Raw genomic sequence first — 22,829 nt, forward strand, 5'->3', positions numbered from 1 at the left:
TCATCCGGCCGCCGCACCGCGCACAGAAACGGACACCGCCATGAGCCTGACGCTCACCCGGCCGGCTCCCGCTGCACCGACCGCCTCGCACCAGGACGCGGGCGACCTGGGCGAATTCGGCTACCAGCAGCAGCTGCACCGCAACCTCGGCAGGTTCGCCTCCTTCGCCGCCGGCTTCTCGTTCGTCTCCATCCTCACGACCATCTTCCAGCTGTTCGGCCTCGGCTTCGGCTTCGGCGGCCCCGCCTTCTTCTGGACGTGGGTGGTGGTATTCGCCGGCCAGTTCACGGTCGCCCTGAACTTCGCCGAACTCGCGGCGCGCTACCCGATCTCCGGGGCGATCTACCAGTGGTCCCGCCGGATGGGCGGCGAGGTGGTCGGCTGGTTCGCCGGCTGGTTCATGATCCTCGCGCAGATGGTGACCGCCGCTGCCGCCGCGATCGCCCTGCAGGTGGTCCTCCCGGCCGTCTGGAGTGGATTCCAGATCATCGGCGACGACCCGTCGCTGACCTCCTCGTCCGGCGCCGCCAACGCCGTCCTGCTCGGGTCGGTGCTGCTCGTGCTCACCACGATCATCAACAGCATCGGCGTGAACTGGATGTCGCGGATCAACAGCATCGGCGTCACCTGCGAGATCGTCGGTGTCGTCGCCGTGATCGGGATGTTCTTCACCCACGCCGTCCGCGGCCCGCAGGTCGTCCTCGACACCGGCGTACCCGGGGCGAGCCCCGGGTACGGCTGGGCCTGGATCGTCTCCGGGCTCATGGCCGCCTACGTCATGGTCGGCTTCGGCTCGGCCGGCGAACTCGCCGAGGAGACCCGCAACCCGCGGCGGGTCGCACCCCGCACCATCCGCCTCGCCCTGTCCGTCTCCGCGATCGGCGGCGGCCTGATGATTCTCGGCGCGCTCATGGCCGCCCCCAGCCTCACCGACGGCCGCCTCGCCGCCGAGGGCCTGCCGTACGTGCTCGGCGCGATCCTGTCCTCACCGTGGGGCACGCTGCTCCTCGTCGACGTGGCCATCGCCGTGTTCATCTGCACCCTCGCCATCCAGACCGCCGCGTCGCGCCTGATCTTCTCGATGGCCCGCGACGAGCGCCTGCCCGCGTCGAAGATCCTGTCGCACGTCAACGCCCGTACCGGTACTCCCATCGCGCCGGCCGTGCTGATCGGCATGGTGTGCATCGGCATCCTCGCGGTGAACATGGGCAACAGCGCGATCTTCGCCACCCTCTCGAGCGTCTGCATCGTGCTCATCTACCTCGCGTACCTGATGGTCACCGTGCCGCTGCTGCTGCGCCGGCTGCGCGGCGGCCCGTACGACGCCGCGGCGACCGACGCGGACGGCAATCCGCTGTTCTCGCTCGGCCGATGGGGTCTGCCCGTCAACGTCCTCGCCGTCGCGTACGGCCTGCTGATGGTGGTCAACCTGTCCTGGCCGCGCACCGAGATCTTCGACCCGGACGGCACCATGCCGCTGCTGCAGTGGGCCGCGCCGCTCACCGTCGCCGCCGTCGTCGCCCTGGGCGCCCTGTGCTTCCCGCGCCGCGCCGCGCACCCGAACCCCGTCACGATCGGAGCCCGAGCATGACCGACACCGCCACCACCCACGCCGCCAAGGCACACGCCCGAGCCCAGGCCGGCACCGTCACCGCCGGCATGCCCACCGTCCCCGCCTCGGCGCACCCGACCCCACCCGGCGGGCGCACCGCCGCCATGACCTGGGCCGAGACCGTGCCCGGCGGCCGCTACACCACCAAGGTCCTCGCCCGCGGCACCCGTCTGCGCCTGCGCGACCTCGACGGCGCCGCCTGTGCCCACCTGCTGCTGTTCCGTGCCGACGCCCCGCACGAGCGCCTCAACGTCGCCGACACCGTCAAGGTGCCGTGGCAGGCCTACCTCGGCGTCGGACATCCGCTGCTGTCGGACCAGGGCCGGGTGCTCGCCACCCTCGTCGCCGACACCTCCGGCCGGCACGACGCGCTGTGCGGCACCACCCACCTGGCCGGCAACACCGTGAAATACGGTGCGGGAGGCCTCCATTCGCACGCACCCGCAGGCCGGGAGCTGTTCACCGTCGCCGCCGCCAAGCACGACCTGACCCCCCGCGACCTGCCGCCCTCGTTGTCGTTCTTCCACGGCGTGCGCGTCGACGGCGACGGCGCCCTGACCAGCACCGGCACCGCCGGGGCCGGCGCCTGCGTCGAGCTGCTCATCCATCTGCCGGTCATCGCCCTGATCGCCAACACCGCCCACCCCCTCGACCCGGCACCACGCTTCTCCACCACCACCCTCGAGGTGCTCGCCTGGCACGCCCCGCGCGACCTCGAGGACCTGCCGAACACGGACCCCGAATACCGGCGCGCCGTCCTCAACACCGAGGACGCCTGGACCGCCGCCACCGGAACGGAGCACTGATCATGACCTCGACCCTCGACCTGCCCGCCCTCGTGCCCGGGACGGTGATCCGTGACGAGATCGCCGGTGCCCGCGGACCCTGGTCGGCCGTCGTCGCCGCCGGCGACGTGCTCACCGTCGTCGACCTGCACGGCAACCAGGCCGTCGACACCCTGATCTACGACGCGCACGACACCACCGTCCGCTACAGCGCGCCCGCCACGATCGCTGCCCAGCGGCACCTGTTCCTCACCACGGGATCCGTGCTGCGCGCCGGCGACGGCGAGGCCCTCATGACCCTCGTCGCCGACGAGGTCGGCAACCACGACACCGTCGGCGGTGCCTGCTCGCAGGAATCGAACACCCTGCGCTACGGCCACCACACCAAGCATCAGCACGCGTGCGTCGAGAACTTCCTCGTCGAAGGCGCCCGGTGGGGCCTGGGCAAACGCGACCTGGTCTCCAACATCAACTTCTTCATGAACGTGCCCGTCGACTCGGACGGCACCCTCGGCATCGTCGACGGCCTCTCCGCCCCCGGCAAACGCCTCGCCCTGCGCGCCGACCGGGACGTGCTCGTCCTCGTCTCCAACTGTCCCCAGATCAACAACCCGTGCAACGGTTTCGACCCCACCGAGGTGCGGATGATCGTGACCCGACCGGAGGCCCGACCGTCATGACCACCAAGATCACCGTCGACCGTCCCGGCATGCTCACCACGGTCCAGGACTACCCGGGTCGCACCGGCTACTGGCAGGTCGGGGTCCCGCCGTCCGGCCCGATGGACGACCTGTCGTTCCGCCTCGGCAACGCCGCACTCGGCAACGCCGAAGGCGCGCCCGGCCTCGAATCCGTCATGGCCGGACCGGCGCTGCGCTTCACCGACGCCACGCGGGTGTGCGTCACGGGCGCCCCGGCGACCGTGCGGGTGGACGGCACGGTGGTCCCGCAGTGGCGTCCCGTCACCGTCCCCGCCGGTGGCGTGCTCGACGTCGGTGCCCTCGTCGGCCCCGGGCTGCGCGTGTACGTACTCGTGCAGGGCGGCCTCGACATCCCCGAGTTCCTCGGCAGTGCAGCGACATTCACGCTCGGCCGGTTCGGTGGACACGAGGGGAGGACGCTCGCCGAGGGGGACGTGCTCGTCGTGGGGGAGTCGGCGACCGGGCCGGTGGCCCCGGTTCCCGCCGAGCACGTCCCGGCTATGACCACGCGCTGGGAGATCGCCGTCACCGAAGGGCCCCACGGCGCACCGGAGTTCTTCACTCGCACCGACATCGACACGATCTACGCCACCGAGTACGAGGTGCACTTCAACTCCGACCGCACCGGCGTGCGGCTGATCGGGCCGAAGCCGCGGTGGGCCCGGCCCGACGGCGGGGAGGCGGGGCTGCACCCGTCGAACATCCACGACAACGCCTACTCCGTCGGCGCCCTCGACTTCACCGGCGACACCCCCATCCTCCTCGGGCCCGACGGGCCGAGTCTGGGCGGATTCGTCTGCCCCGTCACCGTTGTCGCGGCCGACCGGTGGAAGCTGGGTCAGCTCGCCCCCGGGCACCGGGTGCGGTTCGTGCCGGTCCGCGCCGAGCACGCCGCGTCGCGGCGGGCGCTGGGCGTGGCCCGCCGAGCCGGGCTGGCACTGGTGGTCTCACCCGGTGGCGACGGCGACGACGGCGTACTCGCCCGCCGCGACGGCGACACGGCGGTCACCTATCGGCGCAGCGGCGACGACAACGTCCTCGTCGAGTACGGCGACATGACCCTCGACCTCGCGCTGCGGGCTCGGGTGCACGCGCTGCACCAGCGGCTCGACGCCGAACGCCCCGCGGGCCTGCTCGAGCTGACCCCCGGCATCCGGTCACTCCAGGTCAAGGTCGATCCCGACGTGCTCCCGGTGCCGACGCTGCTTGACCTGCTCGCCGAGGCGGAGGGGCAGCTCCCGGCGAGCGACGAGCTCGTGGTGCCGAGCCGGCGGGTGCGCCTGCCGCTGTCGTGGGACGACCCGGCCACCCGCGAGGCGATCCAGCGGTACATGCACGGAGTGCGGGCGGACGCGCCGTGGTGCCCGTGGAACATCGAGTTCATCCGCCGGATGAACGGCCTCGGGTCGGTGGACGACGTGTTCGACACCGTCTTCGCCGCCGACTACATGGTGCTCGGCCTCGGCGACGTGTACCTCGGGGCGCCCGTCGCGACGCCGCTCGACCCGCGGCACCGGCTGGTGACGACCAAGTACAACCCGGCGCGGACGTGGACGCCGGAGAACGCCGTCGGCATCGGTGGGGCGTACCTGTGCATCTACGGCATGGAAGGGCCCGGCGGCTACCAGTTCGTCGGCCGCACGACCCAGGTGTGGAACCACCGGCACCCGCAGCCGGCGGGCCCGTTCGAGGTGGGAACGCCCTGGCTGCTGCGCTTCTTCGACCGGATCTCCTGGTATCCCGTCGGGCCGGAGGAACTGCTGGACCTGCGCGCCGACCTCGCGGCCGGCCGGGGAGGGGGAGTCGAGATCGTCGACGGCACCTACTCGCTCGCCGAGCACGAGCGGTTCCTCGTCGACCACGCTGCGTCGATCGACGCCTTCCGGCAGGTGCAGTCGGTGGCGTTCGCCGCCGAACGTGCCCGCTGGGAAGCCGGTGGCGCATAGCACCGGTGTGTCCTTCGGGTTGCTGGAGCAGCCCGAAGGGCACACCGGCGGCGCAGCCGCCTACACGACGGCGTCGGCCTCGATCTCGATGAGCAGGCTCTTGTCGATGAGGCTCGAAACCTCGAGGATGGTGGACGCCGGGCGGATCTCGCCGAACACCTCGCCGTGCACGAGTGCGGCCTCCTCCCATCGCGACATGTCGGTGAGATACATGCGCGTGCGGATCACATCCCGCAGCGAGGCGCCCGCCTCGCCCAGCGCGGCCTCGATAGTCTCGAGCGCGGCGCGCGTCTGGTCGGCGAGAGTCTCGCCGGCGCCGGTGGTGCCGGACACGGCGATCTGGTTGCCGATGCGCACGGCGCGCGAGTAGCCGATCTTCGGCTCCCATTCGGAGCCGGACGAGATGTTCACACGGGTCATGGCACGGGATTCTGTCAGGCCGTCCCTGCGCGCCCGCGCTTGACTGCAATTAGCACGTATGTTCGACTGACTGCATGCGGTGGGCGGCACAGACTCTCGACGTCGACGACGGCGCGCTCCCGGGCCTCGAACGGGCCGGGCTCGTCCGCAGCGTCCGGACTCCCGACTTCGACGGCATCACCTTCCACGAAGTGCTGTGCAAGAGCGCGCTGAACAAGACGCCCGAGGCGTCCCAGCTACCGTTCCGCTTCACCGTCAACACCTTTCGCGGGTGTTCGCACGCCTGCCGGTACTGCTTCGCCCGGCCGACGCACGAGTACCTCGACCTCGATGCGGGCCGAGACTTCGACAGCCAGATCGTCGTCAAGACCAACGTCGCCGCGGTCCTGCGCCGCGAACTGGCCCGACGGTCGTGGAAGCGCGAACACGTCGCCCTCGGCACCAACACCGACCCCTACCAGCGGGCCGAGGGGCGCTACCGGCTCATGCCCGGCGTCATCCGGGCCCTCGCCGAATCCGGCACCCCGTTCTCCATCCTCACCAAGGGCACGTTGCTGCGCCGCGACCTGCCGTTGCTCACCCTGGCCGCCGGACAGGTCGACGTCGGGGTTGCGGTGTCGCTCGCGATCGGCGACCCCGAACTGCAACAGCAGATCGAGCCCGGCACGCCCACCCCGAAGGCGCGGCTGGACCTGATCCGCGCGATCAGCGACGCCGGCCTGCCCTGTCACGTCATGGTCGCGCCCGTCATCCCGTACCTCACCGACTCGAGCCGGCACCTCGACGACCTGCTCGGCGCGATCTCCGCCGCCGGGGCCACCGGCGTGACGGTGTTGCCGATGCACCTGCGCGGCTCCACCCGTGGCTGGTTCCTGTCGTGGCTGGGCCAGGAACATCCGGCTCTGATCCGGCGGTATCGGCGGATCTACGGCCGCGGCGCGTACGTCTCGCCGGAGTACGCGACGTGGCTGAAGGACCGAGTCGATCCGCTGGTGGCCCGCTACGGCCTCGGCCCGCGTGCCACCGAGCACCGGCGCCCGGTCGCGGTGTCGCCGCGACCGGGCGCAGAATCGGCGGATCCCACGTTGTTCTGAATCAGGTGGTTTCCGGGACGCGGTCGGCGACCTCGGCGTTCGTCTCCGCCGACGGAGCGGGACGGCGGCGCTGCCGGTAGATCCCGACCCCGATGACGACGGCAGCGAGGGCCGAGGACGTCAGCATCTGACTGCGGGTGCTCTCCAGCGCGACCATGCCGACGCACAGCGCGACGATCGCGGCAATGGTGACCCAGGTGAGATAAGGGAACAGCCACATCTTCGGCGACAGCTCCCGGCCCTGGGCCTCGAGGGACCGCCGCATACGCAGCTGCGATGCCGCGATGACCAGCCACACGAACAGGGCAATTGCGCCGGAGGAATTGACCAGGAACAGGAACACCGTCTCGGGGTAGAGGTAGTTCAAGCCCACGGTGAGGAATCCGACCACGGTGGAGACGAGAACCGCGTTGCGCGGCACACCGGACCGCCCGATGGTGGCCAGTGACGGCGGGGCGTCACCGCGGCGCGACAGGGAGAAGATCATCCGGCTGGCGGTGTACAGGCCCGAATTGAGGCACGAGAGCACCGACGTCAGCACGATGACGTCCATGATGGTCGCGGCCGCCGGGATGCCGTAGGAATCGATGACCGCCACATACGGGCTCAGTGCCACCGAGGCGTCGTCCCACGGCAGCAGGGTGACGACGACGGCGATCGAGCCGATGTAGAAGATCAGGATTCGCCACACGACCGACCGCACCGCCTTGCGCACCGCCTCGGCGGGGTTGGCGGACTCGCCGGCGGCGATGGTCGCGATCTCGGCTCCGAAGAACGAGAACACCACGACGAGGACGCCCGCGAGCACGGCACCCGTCCCGTTGGGGAAGAAGCCGCCGTGACCGGTCAGATTGCTCATTCCCGGCGCCTCGACGCCGGGCAGCAGGCCGCAGATCGCGAGGACGCCGAGCACCAGGAATGCGACGATCGCCGTCACCTTGATCGCGGCGAACCAGAACTCGAACTCGCCGAACGACTTCACCGACGCGATGTTGGTCAGCGTCAGCACGACCATCAGCGCCAGCGCCCACGTCCACTGAGGCACGCCGGGCATCCAGCGGTTCATGATGACCGCGCCGGCGGTCGCCTCGATGCCCAGCACGATGATCCAGAACCAGGCATAGAGCCATCCGATGGAGAAGCCGGCCCAGCGCCCGATGGCCCGGTCGGCGTACGCCGAGAACGACCCCGTCTGCGGATTCGCCGCCGCCATCTCGCCGAGCATGCGCATCACGAGCACGACGACGACTCCGGCGAGCGCGTAGGCGACCAGCACTCCCGGACCGGTCTCCCGGATCGCAGCGCCCGAGCCGACGAACAACCCTGCACCGATGACCCCCGCGATCGCGATCATCGACAGGTGCCGCTTCTGGAGCGTGTGCCTCAGTTCGGGCTCGGCACGGTTCGACATGGAAACCCCTTCACAACCAGGTTCGGTATCGAGTGTGATGTACCTCTCGACTGCCTGAGTCTGAGGTTCCCCGTCCGGCGTCGTAATAGACACATCGGCGAGCGAAAGGTTCCCAGCTTCGACGAAACGGCAGATGTACGCCGACGGCCTGGGGTTTTCCGGCGGGCCGACCGGCCGCGGACGGGCCGACTTAACGGGAAGTTAACGGACGCCGTCCGGACAAATTCGGCATCTCGGCCGCCGGCAGGGCGCGGGCACCGGACCCGGCGGACCGGTGCGCGGCTATGTCGGCTCGACTCGCTCCCGCGCCAGGATCCACCGGTTGATTCCGCCCTGCCTGCGGTACGACAGCTCGTCCAGCGCCGCCATGGCGATCGCCAACCCGCGTCCCCGCTCGGCCAGCGCATCCGGCAGTTCGACCGTCCCCAGATCCACCCGGGCCGGCCGCCCCTCGTCGGTGAACTCGGCCTCGAGCCGCTCGGGCAGCGCACGCAGTCGCAGGCTCATCGGCACGGGCTGCCCGAGGGCGGCGTGCTCGATGATGTTCGCTGCGATCTCCGCGACGGCGATCTCGAAGGGGAAGCGATCCGCGTCCTCCACCCGGCCCGCGGACATCATCTCCTCGATCAGCGCGTGCACGTCGGTGAGCGTGTCGGCGCCCGTGACGGTCGTCAGGGTCCACGTTCGGGCGCCGGCATCAGTCGCCATCGAACGCATCCTCCGCGGAGTCGTACGCGCGTAGCACGCGATCGAGGCTCGTCAACGACAGCACGCTGCGCACCTGCGCGGTGGGGGCGGCCAACCGCAGATCCCCGCCCGCCTGCCGGGCGGCCTTGAGTCCCGACACGAGGGCGCCCAGGCCCGACGAATCGACGAACTCCGTCGCAGCCAGGTCGACGACGAGGCGGGCGGACCCACCGTCGACGAGGCCGTGCAGCTGCTCACGCAACCGTGGGGCCGCGACCATGTTCAGCCGGCCCTCGGGCCGGATCACCACGACATCGGCGGCGAGGGTGCGGGTTGCGAACTGGGTCATCGATTTCCTCCCGTATCGGGTCCGCGGTAGCGGACCGCCGGTATCACCACACTCAGGATCGCCAGGTCGAACAGCACCCAGAACAGGTTCACGCCCACCCCCAGCACCGAACTCGCGCCCAGATACAGCCGCACCACGCCCACAGCCGACGCGGCCACCAACAGGACCATGGCCGCGAGCTGGTACCGCACCGCGCCCCAGGGGAGTGTGCCGCGGCCCTGCCGCGTCTTCGGGGTCACCGCGAAGTCGAGCGGCTTGTGCAGATACACGTTCCGAAAAGCGGTCCAGCACGCCTTGATCCACACCGGGAACAGCGCCAGGCTGTACTGCTGCCCCCGCCAGGTCGGGGTGCCACGACTGACGACGAAGAACAGCAACTGGTTCAACAGCAGGAACGGGACGAGCCGCCCGAAGAAGTCCCAGCTGTAGGCCTGCACGGGGAGGATGCCGAAGATCAGATAGATCACCGGCGCGGCGATGTAGGCGAGGGCTGCGAAACCCGCGAGGTAACTCCACATCGTCGCCCAGTACATCAGCCGCTGGGGGATCGTCAGTCCTCGCTGCAGCAGCGGATTCTCGCGCAGCATCACCTGAATCGTCCCCTGCGCCCAGCGCAGCCGCTGAGTGAGCATCGTGCCGACGTCCTCGGGGGCGAGGCCGTGGGCGAGCACCTCGTGGTGATACGCCGATTTCCAGCCCATGCCGTGCAGGCGCATCGACGTCGCCATGTCCTCGGTCACCGAGATCGTCGCCAGCGCCAGTGTCGGCTCCGCCTCCTCGTCACGGTCGACGTCCACGGCCCGGACCATCGCCCGGATCGACTCGAGAGCGCCGAGCGGTGACCAGTCCCGGTCGGCGAGACGCGCGAGCGACGTCTCGTCGAGCAGCACCCCGTCCCCGCCCTCCACCGTCGTACCGAGCGCGGCGATCGCGTCGAGGTCGGCGCGGATCGACCCGACGTCCGCCTCGACCACCGCCCGCGCGGCAGCGTCGACGGTCTGCTGAAAGCGGTAGGTCACCTCTGCGAGGGGCCGGCCGTCGCGGACGGACGCCCTCGCCGTGCGCACGGCCTCGCGCACCGAATCGAGAGCCGCGACAACGTCCTTCCGGTCGGGGTCGACCTCGGCGCGGGTCCGGTCCAGCACTCTGCCCGCTGTGCGCAGGGCGCGCACCACGCCCTCCTCGACGGCCCGCACGTATCCGCTGATGCCGAGCTGCATCAGCGCTTCGCGGCGCAGGACGGCGTTCGAACCGCAGAAGAACGCGGCGTTCCAGCCGTCCTTGCCCTGCTGGATCGGACCGTAGAACAGCGGCGCCTGGCTCCCCAACGGATCGGCGTCCGGCACGTTGACGAAGTACTGCGGGGTCTGCACCAGGGCCATCCGCTCGTCCTCGAAGTAGCCGAGGGTGCGGTGCAGGATCTCCGGGTCGGGCACCTGGTCGGCGTCGAGGACGAGGATGAACTCGCCGTGCGTGTGCAGCAGGGCGTTGTTGAGGTTGCCTGCCTTGGCGTGGCGCGGCTTGTTCGTCCAACTCGCCGCGCGCGTCATGTACCGCACGCCCAGTTCCGCGGCGGCCCTTTCCAGTTCGGGGCGCTCCCCGTCGTCGAGAATCCACGTCTCGTGCGGGTACCGGATGCGCGCCGCCGCCTCCGCCGTCGCGAGCACCAGCTCGACGGGCTCGTTGTAGGTGGTGACGAAGACGTCGACGGTGCGCCCCTCGGGCGGCGGCGGGGGAGCGGCGCGCCGCCGCCACCGCCACATCGTCAGACCGAACAGCATCGAGTCGATCAGGCTGTACGTCTCGGCGACGACGAGCGGCACCGCGATCCACCAGGCCGACCAGTTGACGGAGAACAGCCAGCGCCACACCACGTAGTTCACCCCGAGCAGCACCGAGACGGCGATCAGGATCCGCAGGCCCGCCGAGGGGTAGCGATCCGCCGCGGCCGCACTCACGCGTCCTCGCAGCGACGCACGGCGACGACGGTGACGTCGTCCATCGGTGGACGGCCTCCGGCCAGTGCCCGCGCCGCCTCGATCAGATCGTGCGGCGTCGCATGCCCGGCGACGAACCGGTACAGGGCTTGCCGGTCGCTGTGCTCGTCGAGCAGATCGAGCAGCCCGTCCGAGCAGATCACCAGCGTGTCGCCCGGTTCGAGGTGCGTGCACTGCGCCTGCCACGTCGACTCGCGGAGCACCCCGACGGGCAGCCCGGTGCCGGCCAGCGGCGCCACGGAACCGTCCACGCGGCGGATCGCGGCCAGCCCGTGCCCGGCATCGACGTAGTCCACCGAGCCGGTGGCGAACTCGACGGCGGCATGGAACACGGTGACGAACGTGCCGGTGTGTTCGCAGTCGTCGGCGAGGTTCTCGGCGGCGGCGGTCAGCGCGGCGCCCGTATCCAGCACGCTGCACGTCGCGGCGTGACTGAACCGTTCCATCACCCGGGACGCGCCGCGGAACGTGGAGCGCACCGCCGAGGACAGGATGGCAGCGCCGAGGCCCTTGCCCATCACATCGGCGACGGTGACGACCAGTCCGCCGCGCAGCGGATAGTGGTCGTAGAAGTCGCCGCCGACGACGAACGCCGGAATGCACACCGCCCGCACCTCGTAGCCGGGCAGGCCGGTCAGGGGCCGCGGCAACAGCTGGGCCTGCATCGCGGCGGCACGGTCGAGTTCGTCGGCGCGCTGCAGTTCCCGCTGCGCCCATTCGGCGAGTTCGGCGAAGGCGACGAGCTGGTCGGGGTCGAGGGTCCGTGGCTCGGTGTCGTAGATGCAGAACGTGCCGACCGGATGACCCGCGGGACCGTACAGCGGGTAGCCCGCGTAGAAACGGACACCGTCGTCGCCGCCGACACCGGGAAGTCCGGCGAACAGGGGGTCCGCGGAGGCGTCCTCCACGATCAGCGTCGGATCGTCGGGGTGGTGGTAGGTGCGGACGATCGTGGTCTTGCAGATGCTCTCCTCGCGCGGCACCTGCACGAGGTCGAGCCCTTGAAGGGACTTGAACCAGAGCCGGTCCCGGTCGAGCAGCGCCACGCTCGCCATGGGCACCCCGAACACGTGCCGGGCCATGCGGGTGATCTGCTCGAACCGGTCTTCGCGGGGGGTGTCGAGGACCTCGAGTCGTTCGAGGTCGCGCACGCGCTCGTCCTCGAGGTCGTCGGGGAGCTGCGAGGTGTCGGTCGTCATGTCAGCGCTGCCCCCGTTGCAGGGCTTCCGCCAGCGCGGCAGCCGATTCCGGGGTGCTCGCCAGCCGCCAGTCGGTTTCCTTGTCGTGATCGAACCAGACGAACGCCGCGACGTCCGTGCGGTCGTCGAGGAACGCGACGAGATCGGCGACCCAGTCCGGCTTCGACCCGCCGACGTCGGTGCTACCCACCTCGGTGACCACGATCGGCTTGTCCGGCGCGATCCGGCCGAGCTCGTCGAGTGTGTTCTCGAACAGCCCCTGCGGCGACGTCCACCGACTCCACGACTGCGTCGTTCCCCAGTTGTAGCCGTCGACGCCCACGACGTCGACATACTCGGGCCCCGGGTACAGATCCGCGATCCGGCTGCTGCCCTCGAACGAGACGTTCGGCGCCCACACCCATTTCACGTTGGCTACCCCCTTCGACGTGAACAACCGGTGCACGTGCCGCCACGCGGCGACGTAGTCGTGCGGTGGTGTCCCCCCGGCCGGACTCCACGGATACCAGTTCCCGTTCGGCTCGTGCGCGAAACGCAGGTAGACGGTCGAACCCCATGCGGCGAGCTCGTCCGCCCAGCGGTAGAGGTAGTCGTCGTGCACGCCCTCGGCGATCGACGTCATCGTGAATTCGGTGCTTTCGTACCGTCCGTCGCCGAGCCAGCGCCAGGGCTCCCACGTGACGATCGGGTCGGCACCGAGCCGCCGGACCGCCGAGAGCCCGGCGATCGGTGGCGGCGAGGCGAAGTCGGAGAACGACAGCACCACGGTCGGGGGAGTGCCTGCGAGGCCGGCGACCCGTTCGAACTCGTCGACGGCGGTCGGGCCACCGGGTGTGCTCACGCCGAATCGCAGGCACGCGCCGACCGGCTCGTGCAGCGGTGTGACCACCACGTCGCAGTCGACGGTCGGCACACATCCCACGGCCGTCGACACCGCGACGGCGAGACCCGCCGCGACCGCCGCTGGCCGCGCATGTCCGTTTCCCACCGTTCCACCCTCGCATCCCGGACGAACCGCCGCCGGGTTTGCGGCAGTTCGCCCGGGACGGAGGCGTCGATGCCGGAGTCCCCGATCCGGGCAGCCACGTGCCGTGCCGGGTGCAACACGATGCAACGCTGGCCGCACCCCCCTCCGGTGCGGTGTGCTCTGAATCACAAGCCGTTCAGGACGAGGAGCATGCAATGACCGACACATTGACCCCACCCGACGCCGCGCTCGCCGGACCGCAGGAGCGGGTCGACGCGTGGCTGGCCGACTTCGAGGCCGCCCTGGCCGCGCGGGACGTCGAGGCCGCCGCGGGCATGTTCGCCACCGACAGTTTCTGGCGTGACCTGGTCGCCTTCACCTGGAACCTCAAGACCGTCGAGGGTCGGGAGGGCGTCACCGACATGCTCCGCGCCCGCCTGCACGACGCCGACCCCAGTGGATTCCGCACCACCGAGCCGCCGACCGAGGACGGCGGGGTCGTCAGCGCCTGGATCGCGTTCGAGACCGCGGTCGGCCGCGGCGTCGGGCATCTGCGGCTGAAGGACGAGGGCGCCTGGACCCTGCTCACCACGATGCAGGAGCTCAAGGAACACGAGGAGAGCAAGGGTGTCCGTCGGCCCAAGGGTGTGCAGCACGGTGCGGACCGCAACCGCGTCACCTGGTCCGAGAAGCGTGAGGCGGAGGAGCGCGAACTCGGCTACACCACTCAGCCGTACGTCGTGATCGTCGGCGGCGGGCAGGGCGGCATCGCTCTCGGCGCCCGCCTGCGCCAGCTCGGCGTGCCCGCGCTCGTGCTCGACAAGCACGACCGGCCCGGCGACCAGTGGCGTGGCCGCTACAAGTCGCTGTGCCTGCACGATCCCGTCTGGTACGACCACCTGCCGTACATGCCGTTCCCCGAGAACTGGCCGGTGTTCGCGCCGAAGGACAAGATCGGTGACTGGCTCGAGATGTACACCAAGGTCATGGAGGTGCCGTACTGGTCCAAGACCACATGCACCTCGGCGTCCTACGACGAGGCGACCGGCGAGTGGACGGTGAACGTGGTCCGCGACGGCGAACCCGTCGTGCTGAAGCCGAAGCAGCTGGTGCTCGCGACCGGCATGTCCGGCAAGCCCAACATTCCCACCTTCCCCGGCATGGACAGGTTCCGCGGCGACCAGCACCACTCCAGTCAGCACCCCGGGCCGGACGCCTACGCGGGCAAGAAGGCCGTCGTGATCGGCGCGAACAACTCCGCCCACGACATCTGCGCCGCCTTGTGGGAGGTCGGCGCCGACGTGACGATGGTGCAGCGCTCGTCGACCCACATCGTCAAGTCCGACTCCCTCATGGACCTCGGTCTCGGTGACCTGTACTCCGAGCGGGCCCTGGCCGCGGGGATGACGACGGCCAAGGCCGACCTGACGTTCGCGTCACTGCCGTACCGGATCATGCACGAGTTCCAGATCCCCATCTACAACGCGATCCGCGAACGTGACGCCGACTTCTACGCCCGCCTCGAGAAGGCCGGCTTCATGCTCGACTTCGGTGACGACGGCTCCGGGCTCTTCATGAAGTACCTGCGCCGCGGATCCGGCTACTACATCGACGTCGGAGCCGCCGAACTCGTCGCCGACGGCGAGATCAAGCTCGCCCACGGCGGCGTCCGCGAGCTCACCGAGAACAGCGTGATCCTCGAGGACGGCACCGAGCTCGAGGCGGATCTGGTGGTCTACGCCACCGGCTACGGTTCGATGAACGGCTGGGCGGCGGACCTGATCGGCCAGGACGTCGCGGACAAGGTCGGCAAGTGCTGGGGACTCGGTTCCGACACCACCAAGGACCCCGGCCCGTGGGAGGGCGAGCAGCGCAACATGTGGAAGCCCACCCAGCAGGAGGGGCTGTGGTTCCACGGCGGCAACCTGCACCAGTCGCGGCACTACTCGCTGTACCTGGCGCTGCAGCTCAAGGCCCGGCACGAGGGGATCCCGACGCCGGTGTACGGGCTGCAGGAGGTTCACCACCTGAGCTGATCCGGGGCACTGTCGAGCCGCCGGCGTCCACGAGACGTCGGCGGCTCGCCGTCTCTGTCGTGCCGTGTCGGGTCTCGCGCCTCAGGCGTAGTGCCGTAGGACGAACTCCGTCAGTCCCTTGCGGATCGTCTTGATCGCGTGCTTCTGCCCCTGCTTGAGCATGAAGCCCGGTACCGGGATCTTCGGATCGGTGGACATCGTCACCCGCACACGTGTCCCACTCTCGGTGCGTGTCAGGCGGTACTCGCCGTCCTGGGAGTGCTGCATCTCGCTCTCGAGCAGCGTCCACGAGGTGGACTCCTCGGTCCACTCGTGCTCGATCACCTGGGTGTCCGAGATGCCGAACAAGGCGAGTGTCATGCGTACCACGCGAGGCCGGCCGTCGTCGTGCCAGGATTCGACCCGGACGTCCTTGTGGGAGGACGACCACTCCGGGATGCGCTCGATGTCGGTCAACGCGCGCATCACCTGCTCGGGCGTCGCCTCGATCTCGAACTCGTCTGACACCGATGCGGCCATGTTTCTTCCACTCCTTCGTCGACTTCCGTGCCGGGAATCGGGATACCCGCGTCGCAAATCCCCGACACGTGCTCGACGAACCAGCCTCCCGGATCGCTCCCGATGGTGACATAGATCATAATTGGGCCGTACTCTGGTCCAATGAGGCACGTGACCACCGGACCCCGGGACCTGCAGGTCGCCGTGGGCGACACCATCGAACTGCACCTGCAGGAGAACACCTCCCGCGATTACACCTGGTGCCCGACCCACATCGGCAAGGGCCTGCTGCTCAGCGACGTGCGATTCGTGCCGTCCCGGAACCCGTTGCCGGGAGCCGGCAGCGAACGCATCCTCTATCTGCGCGCCAAGCGGGCCGGGACCTGGCCGGTGTCGCTGCAGTTGCAGCGTGCCGAGCACGTGCCGGCCGACGAGCGACGCATGACGGTCACTGTGACCTGACCGGACCTGTCGCGGCGACGCCGGATGCGCCGGGCTCGGCCGCGTGCCGGTATCGCGCCAGATGGCGGCAGGCCCACCGGTGCACGGCCGGGTGGTCACCGGTCGCGGTCAGTCGCACGAGTGTCCGGGTCCGATCGAGTAGCTGTGCGTGCAACACCCGTTCGAGCGCCGCCACCTGCCGGGCGTCGCCGCCCGACGCGATCCGCGAGACGCACCGGCTCAGCCTCGTGGCCCGCGCCGACGGCCGGCCCGGCGCGGCGCCGCATTCCCGTAGCGCATGCTCGAGCGCGGCCCGATAGCCGCGCGAGTGCTCGAGATCGTCCGCGATCTCTTGCAGCGTCACCGGGTCGGACGTGCGCGACCGGCGCGCCTCGAGAATCTCGGTCCGGGTTCGCGTCAGCTGCAGTACCGCCTCGAGGTGGGCGGTCGACGTGCTCACATGCATGGTTCTTCCTCGTTCGACCGGAATGCCACGGTCGAGTACACCTCCGCCGTCTTAGCGGTCACTTAGCGCCGATGCGCCACTCTCCGAGCATCACCCGTCCTTTCGGGGGTCTACGCTGGAAGCCGTCCGGTCGCACAGGAGGCGAACGACATGACAGGCCGCATCGTGCACTTCGAGTTGCCCTACGACGACGGTGACCGCGCCCGGTCCTTCTACCGCGACGCGTTCGGCTGGTCCCTCTCGGACGTTCCAGGCATGGACTACACCCTCGTCACCACCGGTCCCGTCGACCAGACCGGCACCTCCACCGAACCCGGGTACATCAACGGTGGCATGTTCCGGCGCCACGAGTTGAAGAGTCCCGTCGTGACCGTCGACGTCACGGACATCGACGCCGCCCTGCAGAAGATCGAGTCGCTCGGCGGAAAGACGATTTCGGCCCGAATGCCCGTCGGCGACATGGGATTCACGGCGTACTTCTCCGACCCCGAGGGGAACGTGATCGGGTTGTGGGAGTCGAGGCACGACTCGTAGCAGCCCCGCCGGGGCTTTCGACACCGATCGTGACTGCACCCTGCGAGGAGGGCCGGCGCGTGATCGACGCCGCCCGGACGCCGGACGCACAGCGGTTCACGGTGACCCGCGCCTGGCCAGGATCACGGACGCGGTCGTAGCGACCACCCGGTCGTGGTGGTCGGTCAAGGCGACGAGGACCTCCCGCGCCGCAGGGCCGGGAATCTCGGCGAGGGCCTGCGTGACACGCAGTCGTGCAGGTGCGTCGAGCGTGCCGTCGAGTACCTCCTGCACGGCTCGGACGACGTCGACCGTGGACACCGGCGCGGCGGCCAGCATGCCCAGAACCTCGGCGGCTTCGACGTCGGCCCGGCCCTCGACGACCATCTCCAGCAGAATCGGCACGGCCTCCCCGGCACCCCGGGAGCCGAGCGCCACGGCCGCGCGGTCGCGCACGGTGGCGTCGCTGTCGTCGAGGGCCTTCGTCAGCAGGGCGGTCGCGTCCGGGAGGTGCATCTCCGCGACAGCGACGATCGCCCGCCGCCGGACCTCGACGTCCGGCGAGTCCAAACCGGCAGCCAACTCCGCCAGCCCCGCAGCCCCGGCCCTCGCCAACGACCAGCGCAGCGCCCCGGCGACGTAGGGGTCGTCCTCCGCGAGTGTTGCCTCGGCCAGGGCCTCGACGGGCAGCGCCGCGTTCTCGTGCTGCGACAGGACGGCCTGCTGACGGTGGGACCCGGACTCCGATTCGAACGCGTGCAGCAGTGTGACGATGCGCAGGACGTCCTCCCACGCCTCCGGCGCGGCCGAATCGACCCGCTCGAGTCGCGCAAGCAGTTCGGTCTCGGCGGCGATCCGCGCCCGGGTGTGCCGGATCAGGTCGTGCACCAACTGGGCCGGGGCGAAGTCGAGATCGTCCAGCGCGCGTTTGGTTTCGTGCAGGGACAGGCCCAGACTCCTGAGACTCTCCACATGGAAGAGGCGACGGATGTCGTCGGTGGTGTACTCGCGGTAGCCGCCGGATGTGCGGCCCGTCGGCGTCACCAGACCCAAGGTGTCGTAGTGACGCAGCATGCGGGTGCTGACACCGGAACGTCGCGAGACCTCACCGATCAACATCACATCACTTCCCGGTCCGGTGCGGTGGCGGCGACACGTTTCGCCAGCTCCAGCGACAGTGTGAACCCGCTGTCGGGATCGAGGCGGAGCCGTTCGGTGGCTTCGGCGTGCGCCCGGACGCCGGGGTCGGAACTCGCCATGGCAGCCTCCAGGACCGGCACGGCAGCCTCGTCGAGAGCTGCCAACGCGCGACTGAGGCTGAGCTGCAGGTCGTGGTCGCCTCGTCCGAGTGCGATCCCCAGACCCGCGGCGAGCCGGCCCTCGTTACCGGCCGGCACGAGCGCGACAGCCGCTCGCCAGGCACTGCGAGCGACGTCGTCGTCCCCGTCGTGCAGCATCGTCGACACCGCAGGCCAGGCGCCCGGGTCGCCGATCTTGGACAGTGTGTGCAGGGCCTGACTGCGGGCCTGCGTGGTGCCGGACCCGAGTTCCTCGAGCAGTCTCGGCACGGTGACGTCGGCCGGGAGCCGGCACAGTGCCCACGTCAGCATGTCGCGGACGAAGAAGTCCGGTTCGACGGCGCACCGGCCGACGAGGATGGTCGTGAGCCGCTCGTCGGCGACGGTGCCGGCCTCGAGCGCCGCCCGTAGCCGGGTCGCCGGATCGTCACCGGCGAGGGCATCGATAAGGCGAGCATCCGGCTCACCGTGGCTGGGTGCATTCATGGGAAACACCTCCTTCGCCGACCATTCGAGCGCTTGTCACAGTGTGAAGGTCAAGACGCGTGCTCGCCGGGGAGCATCGCCCTCGGCCGCATCCGTCGTGCGTGGGGAGCACTGTGCGTGGGGTGCACTGTGCGTGGGGCCGTCCGGCCCCGGTCACGGCTCGTTCACGCGGCGTGCCAGGTGGCGGTACCCGACTGCAGGGTGATGCTTGCCCCGTCGATAGTGACCGTGGCCGTGACGGTGCCTGCTCCGGTCTGTGCCGGCAGCAGGTCGGTGAAGGCCTCGACGGTGCCGGAGGCGCCGGTCGTCTCGTTGCGCCAGTGCACCGTGCACGGGCAGTAGTCGAAGTCCATGGTCCACCCACGCAGCGGCGGAGTGCTCGGGTCGGTGCGCACGTACACAACCGCGTCGATGAAGGGAGTGATGTTGCCGGCCGAGCCGGTGTTGTCGGTGAAGATGCCCGGAATATCGTGCAGACCGACGGTGGGGGTGAACGTTGCCGCTGATGCGGTCGGGGCGGTGAGCACCGTCAGCCCGGTCGCGGCGGCGATCGTCACGGCGACGGCGGCAAGGCGGCGCAGCGACGTGCGCAGCGGAGGTCGTGTCAGCATCGTGAGGTCCTGTCTTCGGGGTGAGTATCTGCATGCCGGGCAGGTACAGCTTCGGATGGGCTGGACGGGCGCTCGAGACCGGGCGGGGTGTTGTCGCATCGCCACTTCGCCGTGGGTCCTGGTCAGTCGACGCTGCCGGTAGCGATCGGGTTGTACGCCCATACCTCGCGAACGTGCTGCCCCGGGGCGGGAAGCGGACTCAGTCGGATCAGCGGGTTCGTCTGCCCGCCCGGGATGTACTGGATGCAATTGGCGGTCTGCCCGTGAAAGGACTGGCATTCGATCCGGAGTCCGGTGCCGTACGGGCTGAGGATCAGTGCTTTGTGCGCGTTCTCGCCGAACGCGCCGGGATCGAACGGGGTGACGAAGAACCCGGTCGCGTCGTAGGGTGGAGCGCCGTCCCGTGCGAAAGCGATCGCAGGTGCAATCACCATGGTGGCGGCCACGGCCGCGGTTGGTGCCGCCAGTATGCGTCCGATCACGGCAGAGATCCCTTCGTCCGGCATCGGTCCCACTCGTTTCATGATCGAGAAGGGTCGGTCCGGCGTTACGTGGGTCCGGTGAGGACGGCACCGCGCTGGAAGTCCTTGTGACACAACGCTCGCGGTATACGAGGTGCCGGCCTGCCGGATTCGAGGATCGGTGCCCTGAAGCGTTGTCGCAGTGCTGAGGGGCGAGCTGACCGGTGAGACGGAGCGCGACAGTCACGCCACGTCGACATTGCTCTCACTCGCCGTATGCGCCCAGCGGCCGGTATCGGTGGCCCTCCGGTATTCGATGAAGCAGATCGGGTAATTCGTACATTCCGGGAAGGGTGTTTCATGCTGCGCAAGCTCCTCGTTGTCACCGCGGTGACTGCCGCATTCGGAATCGGTTCGGCGGGTACCGCTGCCGCAGACGGCGTCCTGCCCCCTCCCGATCGCGCCCTGATGTGCAAGTGGGATCGCTTCTCGCCGGATTGCATCGCGTTGTGGTTGGCGGGCGTGGCCACCGGTTCGGTCGAGTCCGGCTCTGCCCGGGACTGACCTGCCCCGGGTTGGGCGCCACATCCCGGCATGGAGCTGACGGTCCGTTTCCGGGCCATCGGCTCCGGGATCGAAAGACCGCCATGGACTGTGTCGTCGGATTCTGACGGGACTGTGCGAATTCGACGACCGGGCAGTTCGTTCGTAGTGGCGCCACCGGGCCCGGTAGGTGGCCGCAGCAGTCCCGGCCAGTGTCCGCCTGCGCAGTAGGTACTTCGGTCGTGCGGAAAACAGCCGGCCTGCAGGGACGGTCCGAGCGTCCCGATCCTCGCGGCAATTCCTGTTCAATGGGCGCTATGGCCGGTCATCTGTTCGTGATCCGCGGAGATCTCACGCACTTGAAATGCAACGCGGTGCTCGTACCGTGTGATTCGAACTGGGAAGTGATCTGGGAGCATTGGTCGGCGCTGCTTCCTGAGGATCAATTCGAGCCCTCCTATTGGGGCCGGCGGTGGAAGGGCCGAGCCCGAGGCCGGACCGCCGACGTCTGGACACTCGATGAGCGCAGGATCTGTCTTGTCGTCACGGCGGACGGACGAGACGACGCGGACTGGGTGGCCGCAGGCGTCACCGAAGCCGTCGAGCGGTTGGCGACCGACCGGCGACTCGTCGCGGGCCGCGTCAAACCGCTGATCGCGCTTCCGCTGGTCGGCACGGGCGCAGGCGGTTTCGAGTATCGCCGTGGCGCCCTGATCCGTGCACTGCTTCCTGCCCTACGCAAAGTGGCTCATCGGGCCGATGTGGACGTGGCCTTGGTGCTGTGGGACGACCGCGATCATGTCGCCATCCAGGGCCAGAGATCCGGCACGGACTGGGAGGGCTTCGCTACCGATGAACTCCGGGTTGCGGATGAACTCGGAGCGCGAGCGGCCCGTCAGGAACTGTCCCTGTTCCTCGGCTCCGGTGTCAATGTTCCGTTGGGCCTACCCGATTGGAAGGGACTGCTCGAAGAGATTGCCGGCGAAGAACTCTCGTACTACACGCCGGAGAAGGCACCGGCCATTGCCCAAGAGATCGAAGGGAGAATCGGCCGAGGCCCCTTGGAGGCCGAAATCATGAGAAGGGTGGCCGTTTCCGCGTGCGCGCCGGCGCACCTCCTGCTTGCCGGCCTCTCGGTCCGGCAGAATGTGACCACCAACTACGACGCAGCGTACGAACTGGCCTTCGGCGGAAGCATCGGGTCGGCCGGCTATCGAGTCATGACCCGTCAGATCGCCGATCAGCCCGTCCCATGGCTGTTGAAGCTCCACGGCGACGTGCGACGCCCATCGTCGATCGTCGTGACCGAGAACGACTATCGGAGACTGGAGACCCACCACAGCGCCACACTCGCAGTGGTGGAGTCCCTGTTGATGACGAGTCACCTGGTTTTCGTCGGCTACAGCCTGGCGGATCAGGATTTTGCCGACGCAGTGGATCGCGTGCGCCGGGTCCGGTCCCTGGCTGGAGCGGGCGGCGAGCGCACTCTGGCCACGGTGCTCGCCCTTCATCCCGATTCCGTCTCCACTGACCAGGGATTCACCACGGTCCCGATGTCGTCTACGGGCGGCGCCCGAGATGCCGCCCGCCGGCTCGAGGTCTTCCTCGACCGGATGTCGTGGGCGGCCGCTCGACACAGCAGTCGGTCGGATGCGTACCTGCTCGATCCCGACTACGCCGATCTGTTCGAGGACGACCACCCGTCCGTACGTTTGCGTGAGGTGCTCGAGTCGCTCGTCGCGCTGCCGGCGAACGACCCCGCTCGAAGGTCCAGCGGTTGGAAAAGAGTCGAAGAGATGCTGACGGACTTGGGAGGACGGCCTCGGGTCGCCGAACAGCGGTGAGGACCGCTCGCCTGTTCGACACATCGGTACGGCCACATTGGCTGGGCACTCAGCGCGTGGTCGACGCCTCAGGTTCGCCAATCATCTCCGCGGACCTCTCACCCTCCTCCGCCTTCGTACCTCACTCCGGGGCCTGCCTCCGCGTATCCCGCGCTCCGGTCGGGACCGCCTCGACCGCTGCTCGCAGTTCACCGAACCCCGCCCGGATCGGGTGCACCCGCTGTAGCAGCGCTGCGAGTGATATCCGCTTCTCCTCGCCGACCGTCTCGTCGAGCCGGTGGGCGCTCGTCACATAGAACTCCCACTGACCGACGTCGAGCGGGTCGGCGGTTGCCCTGTCCCGATGCGCGAACAGACAGAACACGTACACGTCGGCCTGGCGTCACCGGTCCGGGGAATAGGTGTTGGTCCGCGACACTCTCACGCAGCTCTCGTCGGGACTGGTCCGAACTGACAGAATCCGT

At 69.3% G+C, this 22,829-nt stretch carries 24 protein-coding genes; 10 read left to right on the forward strand and 14 right to left on the reverse strand.

The window, feature by feature from the left end:
* Positions 1-40 precede the first annotated feature (40 nt).
* The 4 genes from ACM26Y_RS11685 to ACM26Y_RS11700 are packed head-to-tail and all read left to right on the forward strand — an operon-like array spanning position 41 to position 5,044.
* Entirely contained in the window at positions 41-1,591 is a 1,551-nt protein-coding gene (locus ACM26Y_RS11685; RefSeq protein ID WP_416063485.1) for an amino acid permease, read from the forward strand.
* Positions 1,588-2,418 carry an urea amidolyase associated protein UAAP1 gene (locus ACM26Y_RS11690; protein WP_416063486.1) on the forward strand — a complete coding sequence of 277 codons (831 nt, stop codon included), beginning with the start codon at positions 1,588-1,590 and terminating at the stop codon, positions 2,416-2,418. Before ACM26Y_RS11685 ends, ACM26Y_RS11690 begins: the two co-directional genes overlap by 4 nt.
* Before the next feature lie 2 nt (positions 2,419-2,420).
* Positions 2,421-3,077 (forward strand): urea amidolyase associated protein UAAP2, encoded by a 657-nt coding sequence (locus ACM26Y_RS11695; RefSeq protein ID WP_416063487.1) that lies wholly within the window; start codon positions 2,421-2,423, stop codon positions 3,075-3,077.
* A complete protein-coding gene (locus ACM26Y_RS11700) occupies positions 3,074-5,044 on the forward strand; it encodes a 5-oxoprolinase/urea amidolyase family protein (RefSeq protein WP_416063488.1) in 1,971 nt (656 codons plus the stop codon). Before ACM26Y_RS11695 ends, ACM26Y_RS11700 begins: the two co-directional genes overlap by 4 nt.
* A 60-nt stretch (positions 5,045-5,104) precedes the next feature.
* Here the strand turns inward: ACM26Y_RS11700 and ACM26Y_RS11705 are convergent, their stop codons facing one another.
* Positions 5,105-5,464: a RidA family protein gene (locus ACM26Y_RS11705; RefSeq protein ID WP_003935501.1), complete on the reverse strand. Its 360-nt coding sequence runs from the start codon at positions 5,462-5,464 to the stop codon at positions 5,105-5,107.
* Positions 5,465-5,538: 74 nt separating this feature from the next.
* On the opposite strand from ACM26Y_RS11705, the gene ACM26Y_RS11710 reads away from it, so the two are divergent.
* Complete coding sequence (locus ACM26Y_RS11710) at positions 5,539-6,558, forward strand: Rv2578c family radical SAM protein (protein WP_371382984.1); 1,020 nt, start codon at positions 5,539-5,541, stop codon at positions 6,556-6,558.
* A 1-nt stretch (position 6,559) separates the two neighbouring features.
* On the opposite strand, the gene ACM26Y_RS11715 is transcribed toward ACM26Y_RS11710, so the two are convergent.
* The 6 genes from ACM26Y_RS11715 to ACM26Y_RS11740 all read right to left on the reverse strand — a co-directional run bounded on the left by ACM26Y_RS11715 (position 6,560) and on the right by ACM26Y_RS11740 (position 13,189).
* Positions 6,560-7,969 (reverse strand): amino acid permease, encoded by a 1,410-nt coding sequence (locus ACM26Y_RS11715; protein ID WP_003935499.1) that lies wholly within the window; start codon positions 7,967-7,969, stop codon positions 6,560-6,562.
* Positions 7,970-8,251: 282 nt separating this feature from the next.
* Positions 8,252-8,677: an ATP-binding protein gene (locus tag ACM26Y_RS11720; RefSeq protein WP_289379491.1), complete on the reverse strand. Its 426-nt coding sequence runs from the start codon at positions 8,675-8,677 to the stop codon at positions 8,252-8,254.
* Positions 8,667-9,005, reverse strand: coding sequence for an STAS domain-containing protein (locus ACM26Y_RS11725; protein WP_289379492.1), 339 nt, complete (start codon positions 9,003-9,005; stop codon positions 8,667-8,669). Before ACM26Y_RS11725 ends, ACM26Y_RS11720 begins: the two co-directional genes overlap by 11 nt.
* Positions 9,002-10,963 carry a glycosyltransferase gene (locus ACM26Y_RS11730; RefSeq protein WP_416063489.1) on the reverse strand — a complete coding sequence of 654 codons (1,962 nt, stop codon included), beginning with the start codon at positions 10,961-10,963 and terminating at the stop codon, positions 9,002-9,004. The genes ACM26Y_RS11725 and ACM26Y_RS11730 overlap by 4 nt, the downstream gene beginning before the upstream one ends.
* Positions 10,960-12,201 (reverse strand): PP2C family protein-serine/threonine phosphatase, encoded by a 1,242-nt coding sequence (locus ACM26Y_RS11735; RefSeq protein ID WP_003935495.1) that lies wholly within the window; start codon positions 12,199-12,201, stop codon positions 10,960-10,962. The genes ACM26Y_RS11730 and ACM26Y_RS11735 overlap by 4 nt, the downstream gene beginning before the upstream one ends.
* A 1-nt stretch (position 12,202) precedes the next feature.
* Positions 12,203-13,189, reverse strand: coding sequence for a glycoside hydrolase family 26 protein (locus tag ACM26Y_RS11740; protein WP_416063490.1), 987 nt, complete (start codon positions 13,187-13,189; stop codon positions 12,203-12,205).
* 194 nt (positions 13,190-13,383) lie between these two features.
* On the opposite strand from ACM26Y_RS11740, the gene ACM26Y_RS11745 reads away from it, so the two are divergent.
* Positions 13,384-15,204: an NAD(P)-binding domain-containing protein gene (locus ACM26Y_RS11745; RefSeq protein ID WP_416063491.1), complete on the forward strand. Its 1,821-nt coding sequence runs from the start codon at positions 13,384-13,386 to the stop codon at positions 15,202-15,204.
* Between the two features lie 81 nt (positions 15,205-15,285).
* On the opposite strand, the gene ACM26Y_RS11750 is transcribed toward ACM26Y_RS11745, so the two are convergent.
* Positions 15,286-15,723, reverse strand: a complete 438-nt coding sequence (locus tag ACM26Y_RS11750; RefSeq protein ID WP_289379496.1) for an SRPBCC family protein — start codon at positions 15,721-15,723, stop codon at positions 15,286-15,288.
* Positions 15,724-15,864: 141 nt separating this feature from the next.
* Between ACM26Y_RS11750 and ACM26Y_RS11755 the strand changes: the two genes are divergently transcribed.
* Positions 15,865-16,164: a protease inhibitor I42 family protein gene (locus ACM26Y_RS11755; protein ID WP_289379497.1), complete on the forward strand. Its 300-nt coding sequence runs from the start codon at positions 15,865-15,867 to the stop codon at positions 16,162-16,164.
* Here ACM26Y_RS11755 and ACM26Y_RS11760 read toward each other — a convergent pair.
* A complete protein-coding gene (locus ACM26Y_RS11760) occupies positions 16,151-16,609 on the reverse strand; it encodes a hypothetical protein (RefSeq protein ID WP_416063492.1) in 459 nt (152 codons plus the stop codon). The two genes, ACM26Y_RS11755 and ACM26Y_RS11760, sit on opposite strands and share 14 nt — an antisense overlap.
* 150 nt (positions 16,610-16,759) lie before the next feature.
* On the opposite strand from ACM26Y_RS11760, the gene ACM26Y_RS11765 reads away from it, so the two are divergent.
* On the forward strand, positions 16,760-17,143 hold the full coding sequence (locus ACM26Y_RS11765) for a VOC family protein (RefSeq protein WP_416063493.1): 384 nt from the start codon (positions 16,760-16,762) through the stop codon (positions 17,141-17,143).
* Between the two features lie 96 nt (positions 17,144-17,239).
* Here the strand turns inward: ACM26Y_RS11765 and ACM26Y_RS11770 are convergent, their stop codons facing one another.
* From ACM26Y_RS11770 to ACM26Y_RS11785, 4 genes are all read right to left on the reverse strand, one after another.
* On the reverse strand, positions 17,240-18,241 hold the full coding sequence (locus ACM26Y_RS11770) for a HEAT repeat domain-containing protein (RefSeq protein WP_416063494.1): 1,002 nt from the start codon (positions 18,239-18,241) through the stop codon (positions 17,240-17,242).
* A complete protein-coding gene (locus ACM26Y_RS11775) occupies positions 18,241-18,906 on the reverse strand; it encodes a HEAT repeat domain-containing protein (RefSeq protein WP_416063495.1) in 666 nt (221 codons plus the stop codon). The genes ACM26Y_RS11770 and ACM26Y_RS11775 overlap by 1 nt, the downstream gene beginning before the upstream one ends.
* Before the next feature lie 164 nt (positions 18,907-19,070).
* Positions 19,071-19,517 carry a hypothetical protein gene (locus tag ACM26Y_RS11780; RefSeq protein ID WP_416063496.1) on the reverse strand — a complete coding sequence of 149 codons (447 nt, stop codon included), beginning with the start codon at positions 19,515-19,517 and terminating at the stop codon, positions 19,071-19,073.
* Positions 19,518-19,639: 122 nt separating this feature from the next.
* Positions 19,640-20,023 (reverse strand): hypothetical protein, encoded by a 384-nt coding sequence (locus ACM26Y_RS11785; protein ID WP_416063497.1) that lies wholly within the window; start codon positions 20,021-20,023, stop codon positions 19,640-19,642.
* A 315-nt stretch (positions 20,024-20,338) separates the two neighbouring features.
* On the opposite strand from ACM26Y_RS11785, the gene ACM26Y_RS11790 reads away from it, so the two are divergent.
* Both ACM26Y_RS11790 and ACM26Y_RS11795 read left to right on the forward strand, forming a co-directional pair.
* Positions 20,339-20,542 (forward strand): hypothetical protein, encoded by a 204-nt coding sequence (locus ACM26Y_RS11790; RefSeq protein WP_289379503.1) that lies wholly within the window; start codon positions 20,339-20,341, stop codon positions 20,540-20,542.
* Positions 20,543-20,838: 296 nt separating this feature from the next.
* Positions 20,839-22,365, forward strand: a complete 1,527-nt coding sequence (locus ACM26Y_RS11795) for an SIR2 family protein (RefSeq protein WP_416063498.1) — start codon at positions 20,839-20,841, stop codon at positions 22,363-22,365.
* Positions 22,366-22,486: 121 nt separating this feature from the next.
* Here ACM26Y_RS11795 and ACM26Y_RS11800 read toward each other — a convergent pair whose 3' ends face one another.
* Complete coding sequence (locus ACM26Y_RS11800; RefSeq protein ID WP_416063499.1) at positions 22,487-22,735, reverse strand: hypothetical protein; 249 nt, start codon at positions 22,733-22,735, stop codon at positions 22,487-22,489.
* Positions 22,736-22,829 lie beyond the last annotated feature (94 nt).

Source organism: Rhodococcus indonesiensis, assembly GCF_047782815.1.
Lineage (GTDB): Bacteria > Actinomycetota > Actinomycetes > Mycobacteriales > Mycobacteriaceae > Rhodococcus > Rhodococcus indonesiensis.

Bases quoted from the DNA above. Each gene is read 5' to 3' on its own strand.
- ACM26Y_RS11695 (WP_416063487.1), top strand. From the start codon at position 2,421: ATGACCTCGACCCTCGACCTGCCCGCCCTCGTGCCCGGGACGGTGATC.
- ACM26Y_RS11790 (WP_289379503.1), top strand. From the start codon at position 20,339: ATGCTGCGCAAGCTCCTCGTTGTCACCGCGGTGACTGCCGCATTCGGA.
- ACM26Y_RS11785 (WP_416063497.1), bottom strand. From the start codon at position 20,023: ATGCCGGACGAAGGGATCTCTGCCGTGATCGGACGCATACTGGCGGCA.
- ACM26Y_RS11705 (WP_003935501.1), bottom strand. From the start codon at position 5,464: ATGACCCGTGTGAACATCTCGTCCGGCTCCGAATGGGAGCCGAAGATC.
- ACM26Y_RS11710 (WP_371382984.1), top strand. From the start codon at position 5,539: ATGCGGTGGGCGGCACAGACTCTCGACGTCGACGACGGCGCGCTCCCG.
- ACM26Y_RS11745 (WP_416063491.1), top strand. From the start codon at position 13,384: ATGACCGACACATTGACCCCACCCGACGCCGCGCTCGCCGGACCGCAG.
- ACM26Y_RS11780 (WP_416063496.1), bottom strand. From the start codon at position 19,517: ATGCTGACACGACCTCCGCTGCGCACGTCGCTGCGCCGCCTTGCCGCC.
- ACM26Y_RS11690 (WP_416063486.1), top strand. From the start codon at position 1,588: ATGACCGACACCGCCACCACCCACGCCGCCAAGGCACACGCCCGAGCC.
- ACM26Y_RS11770 (WP_416063494.1), bottom strand. From the start codon at position 18,241: ATGTTGATCGGTGAGGTCTCGCGACGTTCCGGTGTCAGCACCCGCATG.
- ACM26Y_RS11795 (WP_416063498.1), top strand. From the start codon at position 20,839: ATGGCCGGTCATCTGTTCGTGATCCGCGGAGATCTCACGCACTTGAAA.
- ACM26Y_RS11700 (WP_416063488.1), top strand. From the start codon at position 3,074: ATGACCACCAAGATCACCGTCGACCGTCCCGGCATGCTCACCACGGTC.
- ACM26Y_RS11755 (WP_289379497.1), top strand. From the start codon at position 15,865: ATGAGGCACGTGACCACCGGACCCCGGGACCTGCAGGTCGCCGTGGGC.
- ACM26Y_RS11750 (WP_289379496.1), bottom strand. From the start codon at position 15,723: ATGGCCGCATCGGTGTCAGACGAGTTCGAGATCGAGGCGACGCCCGAG.
- ACM26Y_RS11735 (WP_003935495.1), bottom strand. From the start codon at position 12,201: ATGACGACCGACACCTCGCAGCTCCCCGACGACCTCGAGGACGAGCGC.
- ACM26Y_RS11765 (WP_416063493.1), top strand. From the start codon at position 16,760: ATGACAGGCCGCATCGTGCACTTCGAGTTGCCCTACGACGACGGTGAC.
- ACM26Y_RS11685 (WP_416063485.1), top strand. From the start codon at position 41: ATGAGCCTGACGCTCACCCGGCCGGCTCCCGCTGCACCGACCGCCTCG.
- ACM26Y_RS11725 (WP_289379492.1), bottom strand. From the start codon at position 9,005: ATGACCCAGTTCGCAACCCGCACCCTCGCCGCCGATGTCGTGGTGATC.
- ACM26Y_RS11760 (WP_416063492.1), bottom strand. From the start codon at position 16,609: ATGCATGTGAGCACGTCGACCGCCCACCTCGAGGCGGTACTGCAGCTG.
- ACM26Y_RS11720 (WP_289379491.1), bottom strand. From the start codon at position 8,677: ATGGCGACTGATGCCGGCGCCCGAACGTGGACCCTGACGACCGTCACG.
- ACM26Y_RS11775 (WP_416063495.1), bottom strand. From the start codon at position 18,906: ATGAATGCACCCAGCCACGGTGAGCCGGATGCTCGCCTTATCGATGCC.
- ACM26Y_RS11715 (WP_003935499.1), bottom strand. From the start codon at position 7,969: ATGTCGAACCGTGCCGAGCCCGAACTGAGGCACACGCTCCAGAAGCGG.